Genomic DNA, 14,936 nt, shown 5'->3' with positions numbered 1-14,936 from the left:
CCTGTTCAAGTCACAGCATCGAAATGCTGCACTGCACATAGGTCGGTGGCAAGTTCAGAATGTGACGTGGGGCCTAATTTCGGACCCGCGTCCGGTAACATTTTATAAGCGCGCGTTAACCCTGTTCGGCCGCGACGGGGTTCGCTGAGGCGCCTTCACCCACGTTTGCTTGGGAAAATTGCTCGATGCGCTCGCGCAGTTCGGTAACAAAACCGATCTGACCATCAAGCGAGGCAAGCCGCTTGGTGTAGCGGATCATCGCTTCGGTCAGTTCATCGATCTTCGATGACATGCCGGCATCGACGCGATCGTCCTCGAGAGCCTGCTGCGAAAAGGCGGCGTCGGCCGTCACCTTGTCGTAGCGATTGCGCAAGCCATTCTTTTCATTCTCGATTTCGTCGTGAATCTCATCGAGAACCTGCCTCAGCCGTTGCATGCGGCCGGCATCCGTCTCGCGGTCACGATTCGGGTTGCGGGTTTTGAAGCGGAAAAGAGCCATATCGTTGCGCCTTGTCGAATCGCCATGCGGCTTGACCAGAGCTTACAGGAAAATCTCACCGAACCCCGAGATAAACAAGAGGATGAGGGGGCCTAACCTCCACCTCGACCATGGTCGCCAGCGGGTGCCTCGCGCGGCTGAAACCGAACCAGGTTGAAGTCGCGGCTGCCGGCGCCCCGACCGGTGCCGAAGCCTTCTTCCGACGAAGTTCGCGCCGGCAATTGTGCACTGCATCAAAAGTGAACAGACTGCGCCGTTGCAAAGCTGGATTGAGCTGAGAAGGACCACTATCCTGAGAAGGTATGCGGTAAAAGATGCGCGCTCGGATTGGCACGGTGACAAACTTCAGCCCGAATGTGCTGGTTTGGGACGGGTCGCTCCAGCCGACATCATTCGTCACAGTTTCGGGTTAATGGCAGGCAGCATGGACCGGCGTTGTTTGGCTCTCGGTGAACGCCTTGTTCTCCATCAAGCCCGGAATTGGGCAGCCGACCAGAATTCATCGAGCGCTCATCGATAGCCTGCGAGCCTCTCCCTTAGACTTCATAAGGCGCAAGAAATGACGAAGTGCACAGCCATTATCCCTTATTACCAGCGGCAGCCCGGAATACTGCATCGCGCGCTGAAATCGGTCTTCGCGCAGACCCATCCGGACTTCGACGTGATCGTCGTGGACGACGCTTCGCCGTCGCCCGTGGAGCTGGATCTGGAAGGGTTTTCGCTGGAGGAGCGGGCCAGGATTACCGTCATAAAGCAAACCAATGCGGGCCCGGGTGGAGCGCGCAACATGGGCCTCGAGCACATACCCGCCGATAGCACCTATGCTGCCTTCCTCGATTCCGATGACGAATGGACACCCGATCACCTCAAGAATGCGGTCGCCGGCCTGTCACTTTTTGATGCAGATTGTTACTGGGCGTCGATAAAAGGCGGCGACGCCTTCTATTACCACTTCGGCGTGTCTGCTCTGGCAGACGTCACCACAGTCAACCGGCTGTCGGAAGAACCGCCGATCGTCGAGGTGCCCGACCTTGCCGGCGTCATGCTGAAGAACTGGAGCTTCATGCACCTGTCCTGCATGGTCATCGGCGAAAACCTGTTCCGCAAAGTGCGCTTCGAAGCCGAGCTGCGTCTTGCCGCCGAGGACGTGCTGTTCTTCTACGAGTGCGTACGCAATGCGCAGCGCTGCATTCTCAGCGAAACCGTCGGTGCGACGCGCGGCGAGGGCATCAACATTTTCCACGGGCTCGACAACGATTCGCCGCAGTTCCTGAAGCAGCAGTTCAACACATGGGTTGCGCTGGACCGTCTCGAAAACGGCTTTCCGCATAAGCCGGAAGACAAGGCCTCGATCGAATCCTACAAGCAGACGGCGCGCCGGCAGGCCCTGTGGGGCCAGATGCGGCTGGTCCGCAAGCGCAAGGTGCCGCAGCTGAGCCTGCTGGCCGAATGGGCCTGGCGCGACCCAAAAATCCTGCGCAGCGCGGTGGAACTCGCCGTATCCAAGATTTCTCGATAGGCGAGGGCAACATGAATCCATTCTATTGGGAATCCGAACACGGCAATTTCGGCGACGACCTCAATCTCTGGCTCTGGGATTTTCTGCTTCCCGGCTTTCGCGAGGTTCACCCCGAAGTGCTGCTCGTCGGCGTCGGCACCGTCCTCAACAAGGTCTTGCTGCCGGACGGCGTCAAGAAGCTCGTTATCGGCAGCGGCTTCGGTTACGGCACGCTGCCCGATTTTTCCGACGAGTCGGAGTGGGACGTTCGCTGTGTGCGTGGTCCGCTGACTGCCGGCAAGCTCGGCATCGACCCTGAGCTTGGCATCATCGATCCGGCAGTGCTGGTCGCCGATATGCCGGAATTCCAGAACCTGCCGAAGACCGGTGGCCCGATCTTCGTGCCGCATTGGGAGTCTACGGTCGGCGGCATCTGGCCCATCGTCTGCAAGGCCGCCGGCCTCGACTATGTCGATCCGTGCGGCGAGGCGAAGTCGGTGATCCGGGCGATCGCCCAGGCCGAACTTGTCGTTGCCGAATCCATGCATGCCGCGATTCTTGCCGACGCCTTCCGCGTGCCATGGGTCGCAGTCAGCACCTCGCGCATCATCAACAATTTCAAATGGAACGACTGGGCCTCGACGGTAAAGGTCGCCTACAAGCCGTTGCACGTGCCGGTTTCGTCGCGCGCCGAGGCGATTACCAAGGGGGCGCGTTTCTGGGGCGTCGATTTCGACAACAAGGCGCCGCCGCAGCTTGACGATCCCAACAAGCGCAGCTTCGACGAAAGCCTGGTCATGACCCGCAACGATCCGCGTCAGTCGACCTTGCGCACCATGGCAAAGCAGGTGCTGGCGGCTCCATCGACGCTTGCCCTGCGGCAGGCGCGTCGCTCCGTACCGCAGCTCAGCGCCGATAGCGTCCTTGCCGAGCGCAAGGAACGTTTTCGCGAAGTGCTGGCCGGGATACGACGCGATTATTTCTAGAGCAATTCCAGGAAAAGTGCGTCGCGGGTTTCCGTTCGGAAGTTTGTAGAAACAAACAGTTAGATGACGCGCGCGGGCAGCAGGTAGCGCGGCGGCATCGGTTTGTCGCTCACCGGCCTGTATCGCGACTTGCGCGCTTCGATCTTGTCGGCGGCGACGCCACCAACGATCGACGGCAGGGATGCCGGGTTCGTCAGCGCAATGAGCCCGGCTCTTGCGAGCCCGGCCTTGGCTTTCATGTCGAGGAAGTTGCGCAACTCGTAGCGTCCGCGAATGTGGCGTTCGTGCAGGCGCAGCCAGCCTTTCGCTTCCCTCGGCAGATCGGGTGAGGCGAGGATGGCCCGGTCTGCTTCATAGAGACGCTTGAGATCAAGTGTGCGGTGCCGGCCGCTCAGCGAGTCCGGCCGCACCACCGCGCCGTAGCCGCAGCCGTGAATGATCTTGTAGCGCGCGCCCTTCACTAGCGCGCGTGCATAGAGGTCGTAATCCTCGCCGAGCCGCAATTCTTCCTTGTAGCGGATGCCATGCGCATTGAGAAAAGCCCGGCGCATGACCGGCTTGAGAAAGCCGATCTCGCCGCGCGCCTTGCCGCGCTTGGAGATATTGCCCTCGATGAAGCCGCCAATGTCGAGGAAGCGGGGTTCTGCGGCGAAATAGGGAACCTCCGGTTCGGCCATGTCGCCCCGGGCATCGATGAAGACGATGTTGTCGGCAACGAAATCCCAGTCGTCATTGTCGAGAAGCCGGTCGAAACGGCCTTTCAGGAAAAAGTCGTCCGCGTCGAGGATTGCGATCAGCGGCGCCGTGGAATTTGCGATGGCATGGTTGCGGGCAAAGGCTGGCCCCTTGTTCGTATCGAGGCGAAGGACCTTCAGGCGGCCTGTACCGTCGTCGGCAGCAATCGAGGTTTCCGCCGTGCGGTCGCTCGAGCCGTCATCGACGACGATGACCTCCGCGGTCTGCCTCTCGCGCAAGGCGGAGCTTATGGCCCGGGAAATCGTGTCTGCCGCATTCTTGGCTGCGATGATAACGCAGACGCTAGCCTCGGATGATGTCACGTGCACCTCTTTCAATCCGCTTGTGGATCGCCGCTAGACGGCGACGCGCCGGAAGTCGCCGGCTCCAATACAGGCAGATTGTTCGCAGTTGCGAAAGGCTATTTCATGACATGCGGGTGATCGAGACAGTGATCAGGGGTGCTGGGAACCGGAAACGCCGGGCAGTTGGCTGATCTTTGCCGCAGGCTGCTCTTCTGTGCCCGAGGTTTGAATTGAATCGTCGGAACGGCTTGCCGTGGCCTGCGAATTCTTGGCGCCCGAGCGCCAGACCATGAACAAAACAGCAGCAAAATAGCCTACTTGCAGGAGAATGGCGCAGATCACGGTCTGGATGAAAGTCGTCCATAGCGATTGCGTCACAACGTAAGTCGTGATGGCAAACACCACCAATACGCCGACAAGACCGCGCAAGAATAGCAATAAGGACATTGTTATATCCTCATGCCATTAGTGTAATAGTTTCGGTTGCCCGAAATCATGCGCAGATACCTCCCTCCCAAACACACGCCCACAATCTGCATCCGGCACGCGACCTGATCTTGTGATTTTTCGGAGCCGGGCGCCACTGCAAAGGCGCGTATAGAGGAGATATATTGAACCTGAGGTGAACGCGCAACATCACGAATTGGTTTCTCTTCCATTCTTTCATTGTGCATCGCTTTGAATCCAAAGGATGTTGCAGCGCAATATCTGTGGGAAATAATTTCAATCATGACATAGATTTATTGGGCTAACATAGGTTAGAATATTAAGGATATACAAGAATGATGTTGATTTTCGCCTAAGAGTTTCTCAATAAAATTTGGTTTGATTATAAGTAATACAAATAGATTTCAAAAAATGCACCTAAAACGATCAATTTTTACTAAAGCTCGCGGTAAAATATCCTCACCTAAATCGACTGTTATGTAAACGAGCGTCACAAATTATGATCTAAATCGGTTTTCCCGTCCGATTTTGATCACAGACATGACATATCCCCCAGTGTACAAATGTTATGTTGCGTTGCAGCATTTCGCATCGTTCCTGACCATTCTCGTGGAGCAGCCAAATGAATTACGCCGCCGTACTGGCAAACCTATCTCGACGATTCCGATCCGGCACCGAAGCCCAGCCGCCGATCGGAGGAGCTATTAAGAGGGGCTTCGACATTCTCGGTGCTGTGGGAGGACTCGTATTACTCAGCCCGCTTTTTCTGATGCTGGCAGCCCTGGTCAAATTTTCTGACGGCGGCAGTATCTTTTATGGCCATCGCCGGATCGGCCGGAATGGCAATGTGTTCCATTGCCTCAAGTTCCGCACCATGGTGCAGAATGGCGATGAAGTTCTGGCAGCCTATCTCGCCACCAATCCCCAGGGCCGCGAAGAATGGGAAGCCACGCGCAAACTGCAGAACGACCCGCGTGTAACCAGGGTCGGCACCGTCCTGCGCAAGCTCAGCCTCGACGAACTCCCGCAGATCATCAATATCCTGCGCGGGGATATGAGCATTGTCGGACCACGTCCGGTGGTGAAGGACGAACTCGAACTCTACGGCCAGGCGGCTGACTATTATCTGAAGTCGCGTCCGGGCCTGACCGGCCTGTGGCAGGTCAGCGGCCGCAACGACGTTTCCTACAATGCGCGTGTCGCCTTCGACCGTCACTATGTCGAGAACTGGTCATTCGCTTCCGATCTCAAGATCATCTTCAAGACGGTTCCGGCCGTTTTCTCGTCGCGCGGCAGCTATTGACCACGGACTGAGGCCGTTCCGATTGTTCGGATCGGCCTGCGCTTCGGCGCCAAACACCAGATGACCCGACAAACGCAGCCAGAAAGGCATGCTTTGATCAGCCTATTGTCTATACCCCATCCCATGTGGCGCGCCGGCAGGCGTTTTTTCTGCTTTGGCGCGGCCGCTATCGTCATGCTGCTGCCCATGGCGGCGCAATCCGCCGACTATCAGCTCGGCACCATGGACAAGTTGCGCATCCGCGTCGTCGAGTGGCGCACGGCGGAGGGCGCGGTGCGCGACTGGTCGTCGATCAGCGGCGACTACACCGTCGGACCTTCCGGCAACATATCGCTGCCTTTCATCGGCGAGATGCCGGCTTCGGGCAAGACGACCACCGACATCTCGACGGCGATCGGCGAGGAGCTTCAGCAGAAGTTCGGCCTGCTCGACAAGCCCGACGCCTCGGTGGAGCTCGCCGAGTTCCGCCCGGTCTTCCTTTCCGGCGATGTGGAAACGCCCGGGCAATATCCCTTTGCCCCCAATCTGACGGTGCTGAAGGCGCTCAGCCTCGCCGGCGGTCTGCATCGTGCTGATGCGGGTCAGCGCATAGAGCGTGACTTCATCAATGCGCGCGGCAATTTCGATGTTCTCGTGTCGCAGCGAAACGGCCTTCTCGCCCGGCGCGCGCGCCTTGTCGCGGAAGCCGAGGACCAGGAGCAGATCGCGTTTCCGAAGGAACTGGAGGAAAGCGCCGATGGCAAGAAGCTGATCGCCGACGAAACCAACTTCAAGAACGCTCGTGCGAAAAGACTAAGCGACCAGCTCAAGTCGATCGACGACCTCAAGGGCCTTCTCACGAGCGAGATCGCCTCGCTTGAAAAGAAGATCGCTACCCAGAACCGTCAGATGGAACTCTATCGCAAGGAGCTGGACGGCATCGGCAACCTGGCCGACCGCGGACTTGTGGTGAATTCGCGCGTGCTGTCGCTCGAACAATCCATCTCCGATCTGCAGGGCAAGGTGCTCGACATGGAAACGGCATCGCTGCGCGCCAAGCAGGACATCAGCAAGGCAACGCAGAATGCCGCCGACCTTCAGAGCGACCGCGATACCGAGATAGCCCAGGACCGTCAGTCGACGGAGTCCGATATCGAGGGCCTGAGCCTGAAGATCGGCATGTACAAGGACCTGATAGCCGAGGCGCTGTCGCGTGATCCGGGCGCCGCGCGCGGCTCGAGCACCAACGAGGCCCCGCCGGTCAGCTACTCCATCGTGCGGGAAACAGACGGAAAGGCCAGCGAGATACCGGTCGACGAGAACACGCCGGTGCAGCCGGGTGACGTCATCAAGGTCGGGATATTGCCGATCCCCGCCAACTGATCGGCGGTGGACCGGATATGAAGATCGCCAAGGCACGCTTTGTCAGCCCCGACCATAATTTCTGGTATGGCTTCTTTGCGATTACCTTGTCGGTCTTCGTCTTCGCCTATTCGAGCCGCTTCGGTCAGGTTTCGATCCTGGCCTATTACGCGCTCTGGTTTCCGCTGATCCTGATCGACTATCGCCACTCGCTCGGCAACTACGCGAAATTCTACTGGATCATAGCCTTCGGCGTTTTTGCCTGCCTGTCGGTCTTCTGGTCGGCAGCACCTAGCGTCACCATGCGCGCCAGCCTGCAATATATGACGCATATCGTTTGCGCGCTGATCGTCGCGCGCACGATGAACATCCGCACATTGTCGATGGGCATGCTTGCCGGCGTCTGCATGGTGGTTCTCTACTCGCTGGCATTCGGCGGCTACAACTACGATTCGATGGACGGCAATTTCAGTTTCGTCGGCGCTTTTTCGTCCAAGAACCAGCTCGGCTTTTACTGCTCGGTGGGCATCTACTTTGCCTTCGCCGCCATCTTCATCCTGCGCGAACGCGGCATCTGGCGTCTGCTCGCCCTTGGTACGCTGGTTCTCGCCGGTTACGCGCTGCTCGCCTCGCAATCGGCAACCTCCATCATCGCCACGGCAGGAACCCTCGCGGTCGTAATCGGGTTGAGCCTCCTCCTGCTGTTTGCGCCGCGCACGCGAAAGATGTTCTTCCTCGTCGGCCTCATAGCTGCCATCGGCCTCGCCTTCGCCGCCATCAACCTTGGCGGTCTCGACCTTCTGCTTGGCGCTTTCGGCAAGGACACGACGCTGACCGGCCGAACCTATCTGTGGGGCGAGGGCATAGCCGCCTGGCGGCTGTCACCCTATTTCGGCGTCGGCTACCAGGCTTATTGGGTGCAGGGCTTTTCGGAAGCAGAGCGGCTGTGGGAGGAATTCTACATCGCCTCGCGCAGCGGCTTCCATTTCCACAACACCTATATCGAGTTGCTGGTCGAGCTTGGCGTGGTCGGGCTTTTCCTGCTCGCCGTGGTGATCGTCCGGGTTCCGGTCGGCCATCTCATTCGGCTTCTCGATGACCGCGACGATGTCGCCTCCTATGTCGTCTTCGGCATGTCGGTCATGCTGGTCGTGCGCTCCTTCTTCGAAGTCGACATGATGCACCCTTATGCGATCGGCTCGTTCCTTCTCTATTATTCGGCCGGCCTGCTCGCGACGTCCCAATCCACCCGGCGCTACGTCGCGCCGGAAAGTCAGCCGGAGTTGCAGGTGCATCCAGCCCAATGAAGAAGCTCTACGGTATCCAGTATCTGCGCGCCTTCGCAGCACTTGCAGTCGTCGTCTTTCACGCCGCCGAACGCACGGGCGGGCACTTCGCCATCGGAGCGGCGGGCGTCGACGTGTTCTTCGTCGTCAGCGGCTTCATCATGTGGACGCTTGCGCAGTCGCGGCCCGTCACGCCGTTGCAGTTCCTGCGGGAGCGGCTGGAGCGCATTGCACCGGTCTACTGGATCGCCACGGCGGTCATGGTCGCGGGCGCTTTTGCCGGACTGTTCCCCAACATGAAGCTCACGCTCGGCCATGTGCTGGGTTCGCTGTTCTTCATTCCGCACATTTCGCCGAGCAATGGCGAGATCTGGCCGGTTCTCGTCCAGGGCTGGACGTTGAATTACGAGATGTTCTTCTACGTCGTCTTCGCCTGCACCTTGCTGCTGCCAACGGCCAGACGGCTTCCGGCGCTGGCGGGCTTGTTCATCCTATTGACCGTCATAGGCCTTTCGCTCGACAGCGATAATCCGCTTTTCCGCACCTACACCAATCCGGCAATCCTCGAATTCCTGCTGGGCGCGCTGATCGGCACGTTCTGGCTGGAGGGAAAGATTCCATCGCCGGCCAGCGGCCTTGCGCTGATCCTGCTTGCCGTCTTCGGTTTCGTTTTTGTCGGCGTCACCTATGTCGGCTTTCATCCCTTCGTCTTCGGCCCGCTCGCCGTCGCCCTTGTAACCGGCGTGCTTTCGCTGGAGCGCGCCGGCATGATTTCCGATTTTCGCCCGCTGACGTGGATCGGCGACGCTTCCTATTCGATCTACCTCTGGCACACGCTGGCGGTTTCGGTGGTGGCGAAATTTGCGCCGGCGCTTTCCCTGCCGGCTCCCCTTGCGCTGGTCATTGCGGTGATCGCTGGCACGGGCATTGGCCTCGTCGCCTATGAACTGCTGGAAAAACCGATCGCGGCCGCGTTCAAGACGTTACGCCGGCGTGGCGCGATCAGGACATCGGCCATGACGCCGCCGGAGCGCGGAATCGAAGCAGTGACGAAGACATAGTTTCGTTCTTCGAAGTTGAGGCCAAATTTTTCTCGAGCCGAAAAATAAAATCGGTCTATTCAGCAGTAAAGCGTAATTGCGTTTCTTGCCACTCGAAGATATTTTTCACCACCTGTGATAAACGCAGTGGGGGAAGATTATGCAATTTTCGGGTTCCAGGGTCGCGACGCTGTTTTGTGCCGCCATTCTTCTGTTTGCCGGCGTAAATCTTGCCGCCGCCGATGCCACCATTCCTACTGCCGACATCGAAGGTGCCGTCGACAGTGCGCTGGCCAAGCGTTATGACGGCTCGTTCATCGTCAGCTACGAAAAATTCTCCTACACCGATTTCACAATTCCGCTTTCGCCGCTGAAGCCCAGTGAGGATCCGGACGCGCGCGATTCCAGCAACAACCGTGTTTTCGCCCCTGAAAAGAAGGTCGAGGTCGAGGGTGCATTGACCCGCATCGCCTATGTGTTGCCCGCCGAGCGCTCGCCGCTGGAAGTACTGCGCAATTATCAGGATGTGATCGAAGAGGCCGGCGGCGAAGTCCAGTTCGAGTGCAAGAAGGAAGAATGCGGCGGCGATGCCACCCGTTCGAGCGGCGGTGGCGGCAACAATATGAGCCTGATGCAGTATTTCTTCCACGAGGCCGATGTGAAGGATGCGGCCTTTTCCAACGGCAATTGCGCCCTGACTGCCGGCATCAACGACCAGCGTTATTTCACCGCCAAGGTGCCGCAGTCAGCCGGCGACGCCTACGTCACCGTGCAGGCCTATCAACTGGTGGATGATCTCTACTGCAAGGAGTTCAACGGGCGCACCATTGCCGTCGTCCAGATTCTGGAGCCAAAGCCGCGCGAAAAGAAGATGGTTCTGGTCGAGGCCAAGGAGATGGCCGATTCGCTGAGCCAGAAGGGCAGCATTTCACTCTATGGCATCCTGTTCGACACCGACAAGACTGATATCAAGCCGGAATCCGAGCCGACCCTGAAGGAAATCGCTGCCCTGCTGAAGAACGAGCCGAATATCTCCGTCATCGTGGTCGGCCATACCGACAATCAGGGCGCCTTCGACTACAATCTCGACCTGTCGTCGCGGCGCGCAAATTCCGTCAAGAATGAGCTTGCCGCCAAATACGGCATCGAGGCTGCGCGCCTCACCGCCGCGGGCGCCGGCATGATGGCGCCCGTCGCCAGCAATGACGACGAGGCCGGCCGCGCCAAGAACCGCCGCGTGGTGCTGGTCAAGCTCAACTGAGCAGGCATCGGGCTTCAGCCTGCCGATTTGCTTCGGATGATGGTAGACTGTGACTGGACGCGCGGCCGTTTCGTTGGCAAGACGGGCGCAATTCCCGTAACATCGTTCAGTTTTACCAAGCATCGGAATTGCCATGACCAATGTCGCCCTCACCGGGCTCGCCCGGGATCTTGCCAGACGTGCGGAGGAGGGGCGGCCGGTTCGCATCGGCGTCATCGGCTCGGGCGAAATGGGCACCGACCTGGTCACGCAGGCGATGCTGATGAAGGGCGTCGAGGTTTGCGCGATTTCCACGCGCCGCCCGCATACGGCGCGTGAAGCGATCAAGATCGCCTATGGCGACGAGGCCATGGCGCGCGAGGCCGACACCGCCTCGAAAGTCACCGAGGCGATCGAGGCTGGCAAGATCGCCATCACCTCCAACGAAATGCTGGTCACCAACCCGCTGGTCGATGTCGTCATCGACGCCACCGGCAAGCCCGGCGTCGCCGCCGACTTCGACCTCAAGGCGATGGAGCACGGCAAGCATCTCGTCATGATGAATGTCGAGGCCGACGTCACCATTGGCGCCTATCTCAAGAAGGAGGCCGACCGGCTCGGCGTCGTCTATTCGGTTGGCGCCGGCGACGAGCCGTCGAGCTGCATGGAGCTGATCGAGTTTGCTTCCGCACTCGGCTACACCATCGTCTCGGCCGGCAAGGGCAAGAACAACCCGCTCAACCACGATGCCGTGCCCGACGACTATCGCGAGGAAGCCATCCGCCGCAACATGAACCCGCGCATGCTGGTCGAGTTCATCGACGGCTCGAAAACCATGGTCGAGATGGCGGCGATCGCTAACGCCACCGGCCTCGTGCCCGACAAACCGGGCATGCACGGCCCCAAGGCCGACCGCGACCAACTGGCCAAGGTGCTGATCCCGGAGAAGGATGGCGGCGTGCTGAGCAAGAAGGGCGTCGTCGACTATACGATCGGCAAGGGCGTGGCGCCGGGCGTCTTCGTCATCGTCGAGGCCACCCATCCGCGCATCATCGAGCGCATGGACGATCTGCATGTCGGCACCGGTCCCTATTACAGCTTCTTCCGGCCATACCACCTGACCTCGCTGGAAGTGCCGCTGACGGCGGCCCGCATCATGCTCTACGGCAAGCCCGACATGGTGCCGCTGCCGACGCCCGTGGCCGAAGTCTGCGCGGTGGCCAAGCGCGACCTGAAAGCCGGCGAGACCTTCGATGCTATCGGCGAAACCTGCTACCGCTCCTGGACGATGACGGCGCAGGAAGCCCGCGCCAGCCATGCCGTGCCGGTGGGATTGCTGGAAGGCGGCAAGGTGCTGAAGCCGGTGAGAAAGGGCGAGCTGCTCACCACCGACAACGCCGCACCGGACGCCACGACGCGGCTGTATGAGCTGCGGCGGAGGCAGGATGTGATGCTTTATGGGGCAGCTGAGAGTTCGGCGGCCCTTGTTTGAGTGACCGATTGGATATACATTTTTAGTATGTATATCCTTAGGTGACGCAGATGAAGATTTCGAAATGGGGCAACAGCCTTGCAGTCCGACTGCCCGCCGCGGTGGTGGACGCGCTCGAACTGCACGAGGGCGATGAAATCGAACTTCGCGTGTTGGATCGTGGCGAGCTTGAAGTTGCACGCAAACCCAGTCGAGACGAATTGGTGGAAAGGTTAAGGGCCTATCGTGGCCGCTTGCCTGCCGATTTCAAGTTCGACCGGGATGAGGCGAATGCCCGGTAGCATCGTTCGTCCCTTCATCGACACCAACGTGCTTATCTATCTGGCTTCCAGTCACGGGGCCAAGGCTGATCAAGCAGAAGAGATTCTGAAAGAAGGCGGCACGATCAGCGTTCAGGTTCTGAATGAATTTGCCAGTGTCGCCCGCCGCAAGTTGGGCATGGCATGGTCCGAGACGCAGGTTTTTCTTTCGACGTTCAGAGAACTGCTCACGGTGGTTCCGATGACCGAGGAAATCCACGTAGCCGGCTTGGCGCTGGCAGAGCGTTATCAATTAGGCGTTTATGACGGCATGATTGTCGCCGCCGCTCTTGATGCCGGTTGCGATGGCGTGTTCTCAGAAGACATGAAGCACGATCTGGTCGTCGACGGACGATTGGTTATTCGCAATCCATTCCTGGGCATTTGACGCGAGAGAAATTTACTTCCCCAGTTCCACCGACCTCAACCGCGCCGCTTCCACGGCCTCGGTCACCAGGTTCTTCAGCCGGTCCTCTCCCATCAGCACCGCAAGCGCCGCCGCTGTCGTACCGTTGGGGCTGGTCACCTGCTGGCGCAGCACACCGGGTTCTTCCGCGCTTTCGGCGGCGAGGCTCGCCGCGCCGAACACGGTTTGCATAGCGAGCAGCTTTGCGGTTTCTTTCGGCAGGCCGGCGTGCTCAGCCGCTGCCGTCAGGCATTCGATGAAGTGGAAGATATAGGCCGGGCCTGAGCCGGAAACCGCGGTCACTGCGTCCATCAGGCCTTCGTCATCGATGGTCGCCACCGCGCCGCTGGCCGAAAGCAGCTCGTCAACGATGCGTTTGGTTAGCGCAGAGACATTGCCGTTCGCATAGACCACCATCATGCCCTTGCCGATCGCGGCGGGCGTATTCGGCATCACGCGGATGATCGGCGTCTTGCTGCCGAGAATGGTCTCGAAGGTTGCAATCGGCGTTCCGGCGGCGACGCTGACGAAAGTCGTCTCACCATTGCCGAGATGCTTGTAGGCGGCCGTCACTTCGCGGATCACCTGCGGCTTGACCGCAAGCACCACAAGCTTCGGTGTTGCGCCAGCCGGCAGACCGCTGGCATCCGGACTTGCCGCAGCGCCCAGCTTTTCGGCGCGCGCGCGCAAATCCGCATTCGGCTCGACCACGAAGGTTTCGGATGGCTTCAACTGGCCCGATTTCAGCCAGCCGGCGAGCATCGCGTATCCCATATTGCCGCAACCGGCGAGCACGACTGTGATTGTCATTTGAGTTCTCCAGACAAGTCCTCAATAGACGGTCATGTGCGGATGGAAAAGGGTGCCCATGGAACTGGCCCAAATCCTCGTCAGGGCGTGTCCAGCTTCTTGCTGAAGGCATTGGTGAAGATCATCTCGCCGCTGTCGCCGACCGCCTCTGCCAGCGCGACATCCATGTAGTCGTTGGTGACGTGGACGATGGCGAAGCCGCCCATATAGGCGGCCTTGGGCTTGAAGATGTCGAGCCCGTCGCGCTGATAGATCATCGCCGTCTCGTGCTGATGGCCGTGAAAGATACCGATGACGTTATGGCCGGAAAGGACAGCCAGCAGCGCCTTGCGGTCGTCCTCGCTCCACCAATGCGGTGCGCCGGCGCCGTCATCGTCGAATTGTCTTTTCGCCGGGTCCCACTTTTCCGTCGAGAAAGGATCCCAGCCATAGTGCTGGAAGAGGATCACCGGCTCGCCATTGCCGGCATAGGTTTCCAGATCTCGCTTGAGCCAGGGCAGGCCGCTCACCGCGCCCTTGGTGGTGTCGCCGGCAAAGCGATGTGTCTGGACCAGATGCAGGCCGCCCCAGTTCCAGGAATAGTCATCCGAAGCGCTGTCGTAGTTTTCGGCCGGCACCGGCGGCTTGAAGAACACGCTCGGGCGGTGGTTGATCTCGATATAGTCGCGCAGTTCCTGCCGGTACCAGTCGGTTTGCGGCGGCGGGCCGTCCTGGTCGAGATCGTGATTGCCGAGACCGGCATAGACGGGAAAATGCACGCGGTCCGGCCCACTGCCCTTCTGGTAGCGATGGCTGAACTGCAGCAGCTGGGTGCCTTCCCGCGGTTGCGTCATCTGTCCGCCGCCATCGTCGGTCAGGTCGCCGCCGACGACCACGCCGAGCGGCCGCGAAATCTTCCTGCCTGCGCCCGCAAGCCCGCTCGCCGCGCCTTGGATATCCTTCGGCCAGCGATTGTTCGGCACGCGGTTAAGCGCCGCGATGTGGCGCAGCAGGTTCTGGTCCGTCTTGCCTTCCTGCAAACAGTTCGGGCTGAGGCCGCTCGCCATGCGGCAGGCGTGCACGTCGTTTGTGAAGATGAAGGTGGCGTCGATCATCCGGCCGGAAGCAGGCGCTACGGCAAAGGCCTCGCGCGGCAAGGCGGACAGCACAGCCAGCCCGAGCCCGCCGAGGATCATGTCGCGCCGGGACAGTCGAATGTCCGGGGCGCTGGAACCCTGTCCAGGAGCAATGCCGCGCGCGCTCATGCGAT

General features: G+C 59.8%; 15 protein-coding genes. 10 read left to right on the top strand and 5 right to left on the bottom strand.

The genetic code is table 11. From position 1 onward, the window contains the following. Positions 1 to 115: 115 nt before the first annotated feature. Entirely contained in the window at positions 116 to 499 is a 384-nt protein-coding gene (locus DZG07_RS20600; protein ID WP_119820312.1) for a hypothetical protein, read from the bottom strand. 559 nt (positions 500 to 1,058) lie between these two features. On the opposite strand from DZG07_RS20600, the gene DZG07_RS20590 reads away from it, so the two are divergent. Further along, on the top strand, positions 1,059 to 2,018 hold the full coding sequence (locus DZG07_RS20590) for a glycosyltransferase family 2 protein (protein WP_119820307.1): 960 nt from the start codon (positions 1,059 to 1,061) through the stop codon (positions 2,016 to 2,018). Between the two features lie 11 nt (positions 2,019 to 2,029). Beyond that, entirely contained in the window at positions 2,030 to 2,983 is a 954-nt protein-coding gene (locus DZG07_RS20585; protein ID WP_119820304.1) for a polysaccharide pyruvyl transferase family protein, read from the top strand. 59 nt (positions 2,984 to 3,042) lie between these two features. Here DZG07_RS20585 and DZG07_RS20580 read toward each other — a convergent pair whose 3' ends face one another. Further along, a complete protein-coding gene (locus DZG07_RS20580; protein ID WP_119821934.1) occupies positions 3,043 to 4,041 on the bottom strand; it encodes a glycosyltransferase family 2 protein in 999 nt (332 codons plus the stop codon). Between the two features lie 132 nt (positions 4,042 to 4,173). Further along, positions 4,174 to 4,470 (bottom strand): exopolysaccharide production repressor protein, encoded by a 297-nt coding sequence (locus DZG07_RS20575; protein ID WP_119820301.1) that lies wholly within the window; start codon positions 4,468 to 4,470, stop codon positions 4,174 to 4,176. A gap of 622 nt (positions 4,471 to 5,092) precedes the next feature. Between DZG07_RS20575 and DZG07_RS20570 the strand changes: the two genes are divergently transcribed. From DZG07_RS20570 to DZG07_RS20535, 8 genes are all read left to right on the top strand, one after another. Then, positions 5,093 to 5,773: a sugar transferase gene (locus tag DZG07_RS20570; RefSeq protein WP_091914254.1), complete on the top strand. Its 681-nt coding sequence runs from the start codon at positions 5,093 to 5,095 to the stop codon at positions 5,771 to 5,773. 174 nt (positions 5,774 to 5,947) lie between these two features. After that, entirely contained in the window at positions 5,948 to 7,135 is a 1,188-nt protein-coding gene (locus DZG07_RS20565) for a polysaccharide biosynthesis/export family protein (RefSeq protein WP_245429539.1), read from the top strand. Positions 7,136 to 7,152: 17 nt separating this feature from the next. Beyond that, positions 7,153 to 8,421, top strand: a complete 1,269-nt coding sequence (locus DZG07_RS20560) for an O-antigen ligase (protein WP_091914258.1) — start codon at positions 7,153 to 7,155, stop codon at positions 8,419 to 8,421. Further along, complete coding sequence (locus DZG07_RS20555; RefSeq protein ID WP_119820296.1) at positions 8,418 to 9,461, top strand: acyltransferase; 1,044 nt, start codon at positions 8,418 to 8,420, stop codon at positions 9,459 to 9,461. The genes DZG07_RS20560 and DZG07_RS20555 overlap by 4 nt, the downstream gene beginning before the upstream one ends. A 139-nt stretch (positions 9,462 to 9,600) precedes the next feature. Continuing rightward, complete coding sequence (locus DZG07_RS20550; protein WP_119820293.1) at positions 9,601 to 10,701, top strand: OmpA family protein; 1,101 nt, start codon at positions 9,601 to 9,603, stop codon at positions 10,699 to 10,701. A gap of 133 nt (positions 10,702 to 10,834) precedes the next feature. Further along, positions 10,835 to 12,172, top strand: coding sequence for an NAD(P)H-dependent oxidoreductase (locus tag DZG07_RS20545; protein ID WP_119820290.1), 1,338 nt, complete (start codon positions 10,835 to 10,837; stop codon positions 12,170 to 12,172). 50 nt (positions 12,173 to 12,222) lie between these two features. Further along, positions 12,223 to 12,453 carry an AbrB/MazE/SpoVT family DNA-binding domain-containing protein gene (locus DZG07_RS20540; RefSeq protein ID WP_119820287.1) on the top strand — a complete coding sequence of 77 codons (231 nt, stop codon included), beginning with the start codon at positions 12,223 to 12,225 and terminating at the stop codon, positions 12,451 to 12,453. Further along, positions 12,443 to 12,859, top strand: a complete 417-nt coding sequence (locus DZG07_RS20535; protein WP_197716887.1) for a PIN domain-containing protein — start codon at positions 12,443 to 12,445, stop codon at positions 12,857 to 12,859. The genes DZG07_RS20540 and DZG07_RS20535 overlap by 11 nt, the downstream gene beginning before the upstream one ends. A gap of 12 nt (positions 12,860 to 12,871) precedes the next feature. On the opposite strand, the gene proC is transcribed toward DZG07_RS20535, so the two are convergent. Both proC and DZG07_RS20525 read right to left on the bottom strand, forming a co-directional pair. Then, the gene (proC, locus tag DZG07_RS20530; protein WP_119820284.1) at positions 12,872 to 13,687 is read right to left on the bottom strand and encodes a pyrroline-5-carboxylate reductase; all 816 of its coding nucleotides are present in this window, start codon (positions 13,685 to 13,687) and stop codon (positions 12,872 to 12,874) included. An 80-nt stretch (positions 13,688 to 13,767) separates the two neighbouring features. Then, complete coding sequence (locus DZG07_RS20525; RefSeq protein WP_119820281.1) at positions 13,768 to 14,931, bottom strand: metallophosphoesterase; 1,164 nt, start codon at positions 14,929 to 14,931, stop codon at positions 13,768 to 13,770. Positions 14,932 to 14,936 lie beyond the last annotated feature (5 nt).

The sequence above is a fragment of the Mesorhizobium sp. DCY119 genome, from assembly GCF_003590645.1.
In the GTDB taxonomy this organism is placed as follows: Bacteria; Pseudomonadota; Alphaproteobacteria; order Rhizobiales; family Rhizobiaceae; genus Mesorhizobium_M.
Note: the sequence above shows the minus strand (reverse complement) of the source record. Positions and strands in the feature narration are given on the sequence as shown.

Excerpts from the sequence above, each read along its gene's own strand:
- DZG07_RS20555 (WP_119820296.1), top strand. The coding sequence starts at position 8,418 with ATGAAGAAGCTCTACGGTATCCAGTATCTGCGCGCCTTCGCAGCACTT.
- DZG07_RS20570 (WP_091914254.1), top strand. The coding sequence starts at position 5,093 with ATGAATTACGCCGCCGTACTGGCAAACCTATCTCGACGATTCCGATCC.
- DZG07_RS20525 (WP_119820281.1), bottom strand. The coding sequence starts at position 14,931 with ATGAGCGCGCGCGGCATTGCTCCTGGACAGGGTTCCAGCGCCCCGGAC.
- DZG07_RS20600 (WP_119820312.1), bottom strand. The coding sequence starts at position 499 with ATGGCTCTTTTCCGCTTCAAAACCCGCAACCCGAATCGTGACCGCGAG.
- DZG07_RS20565 (WP_245429539.1), top strand. The coding sequence starts at position 5,948 with ATGCTGCTGCCCATGGCGGCGCAATCCGCCGACTATCAGCTCGGCACC.
- DZG07_RS20545 (WP_119820290.1), top strand. The coding sequence starts at position 10,835 with ATGACCAATGTCGCCCTCACCGGGCTCGCCCGGGATCTTGCCAGACGT.
- DZG07_RS20590 (WP_119820307.1), top strand. The coding sequence starts at position 1,059 with ATGACGAAGTGCACAGCCATTATCCCTTATTACCAGCGGCAGCCCGGA.
- DZG07_RS20585 (WP_119820304.1), top strand. The coding sequence starts at position 2,030 with ATGAATCCATTCTATTGGGAATCCGAACACGGCAATTTCGGCGACGAC.
- DZG07_RS20540 (WP_119820287.1), top strand. The coding sequence starts at position 12,223 with ATGAAGATTTCGAAATGGGGCAACAGCCTTGCAGTCCGACTGCCCGCC.
- DZG07_RS20550 (WP_119820293.1), top strand. The coding sequence starts at position 9,601 with ATGCAATTTTCGGGTTCCAGGGTCGCGACGCTGTTTTGTGCCGCCATT.
- DZG07_RS20535 (WP_197716887.1), top strand. The coding sequence starts at position 12,443 with ATGCCCGGTAGCATCGTTCGTCCCTTCATCGACACCAACGTGCTTATC.
- DZG07_RS20560 (WP_091914258.1), top strand. The coding sequence starts at position 7,153 with ATGAAGATCGCCAAGGCACGCTTTGTCAGCCCCGACCATAATTTCTGG.
- proC (WP_119820284.1), bottom strand. The coding sequence starts at position 13,687 with ATGACAATCACAGTCGTGCTCGCCGGTTGCGGCAATATGGGATACGCG.
- DZG07_RS20575 (WP_119820301.1), bottom strand. The coding sequence starts at position 4,470 with ATGTCCTTATTGCTATTCTTGCGCGGTCTTGTCGGCGTATTGGTGGTG.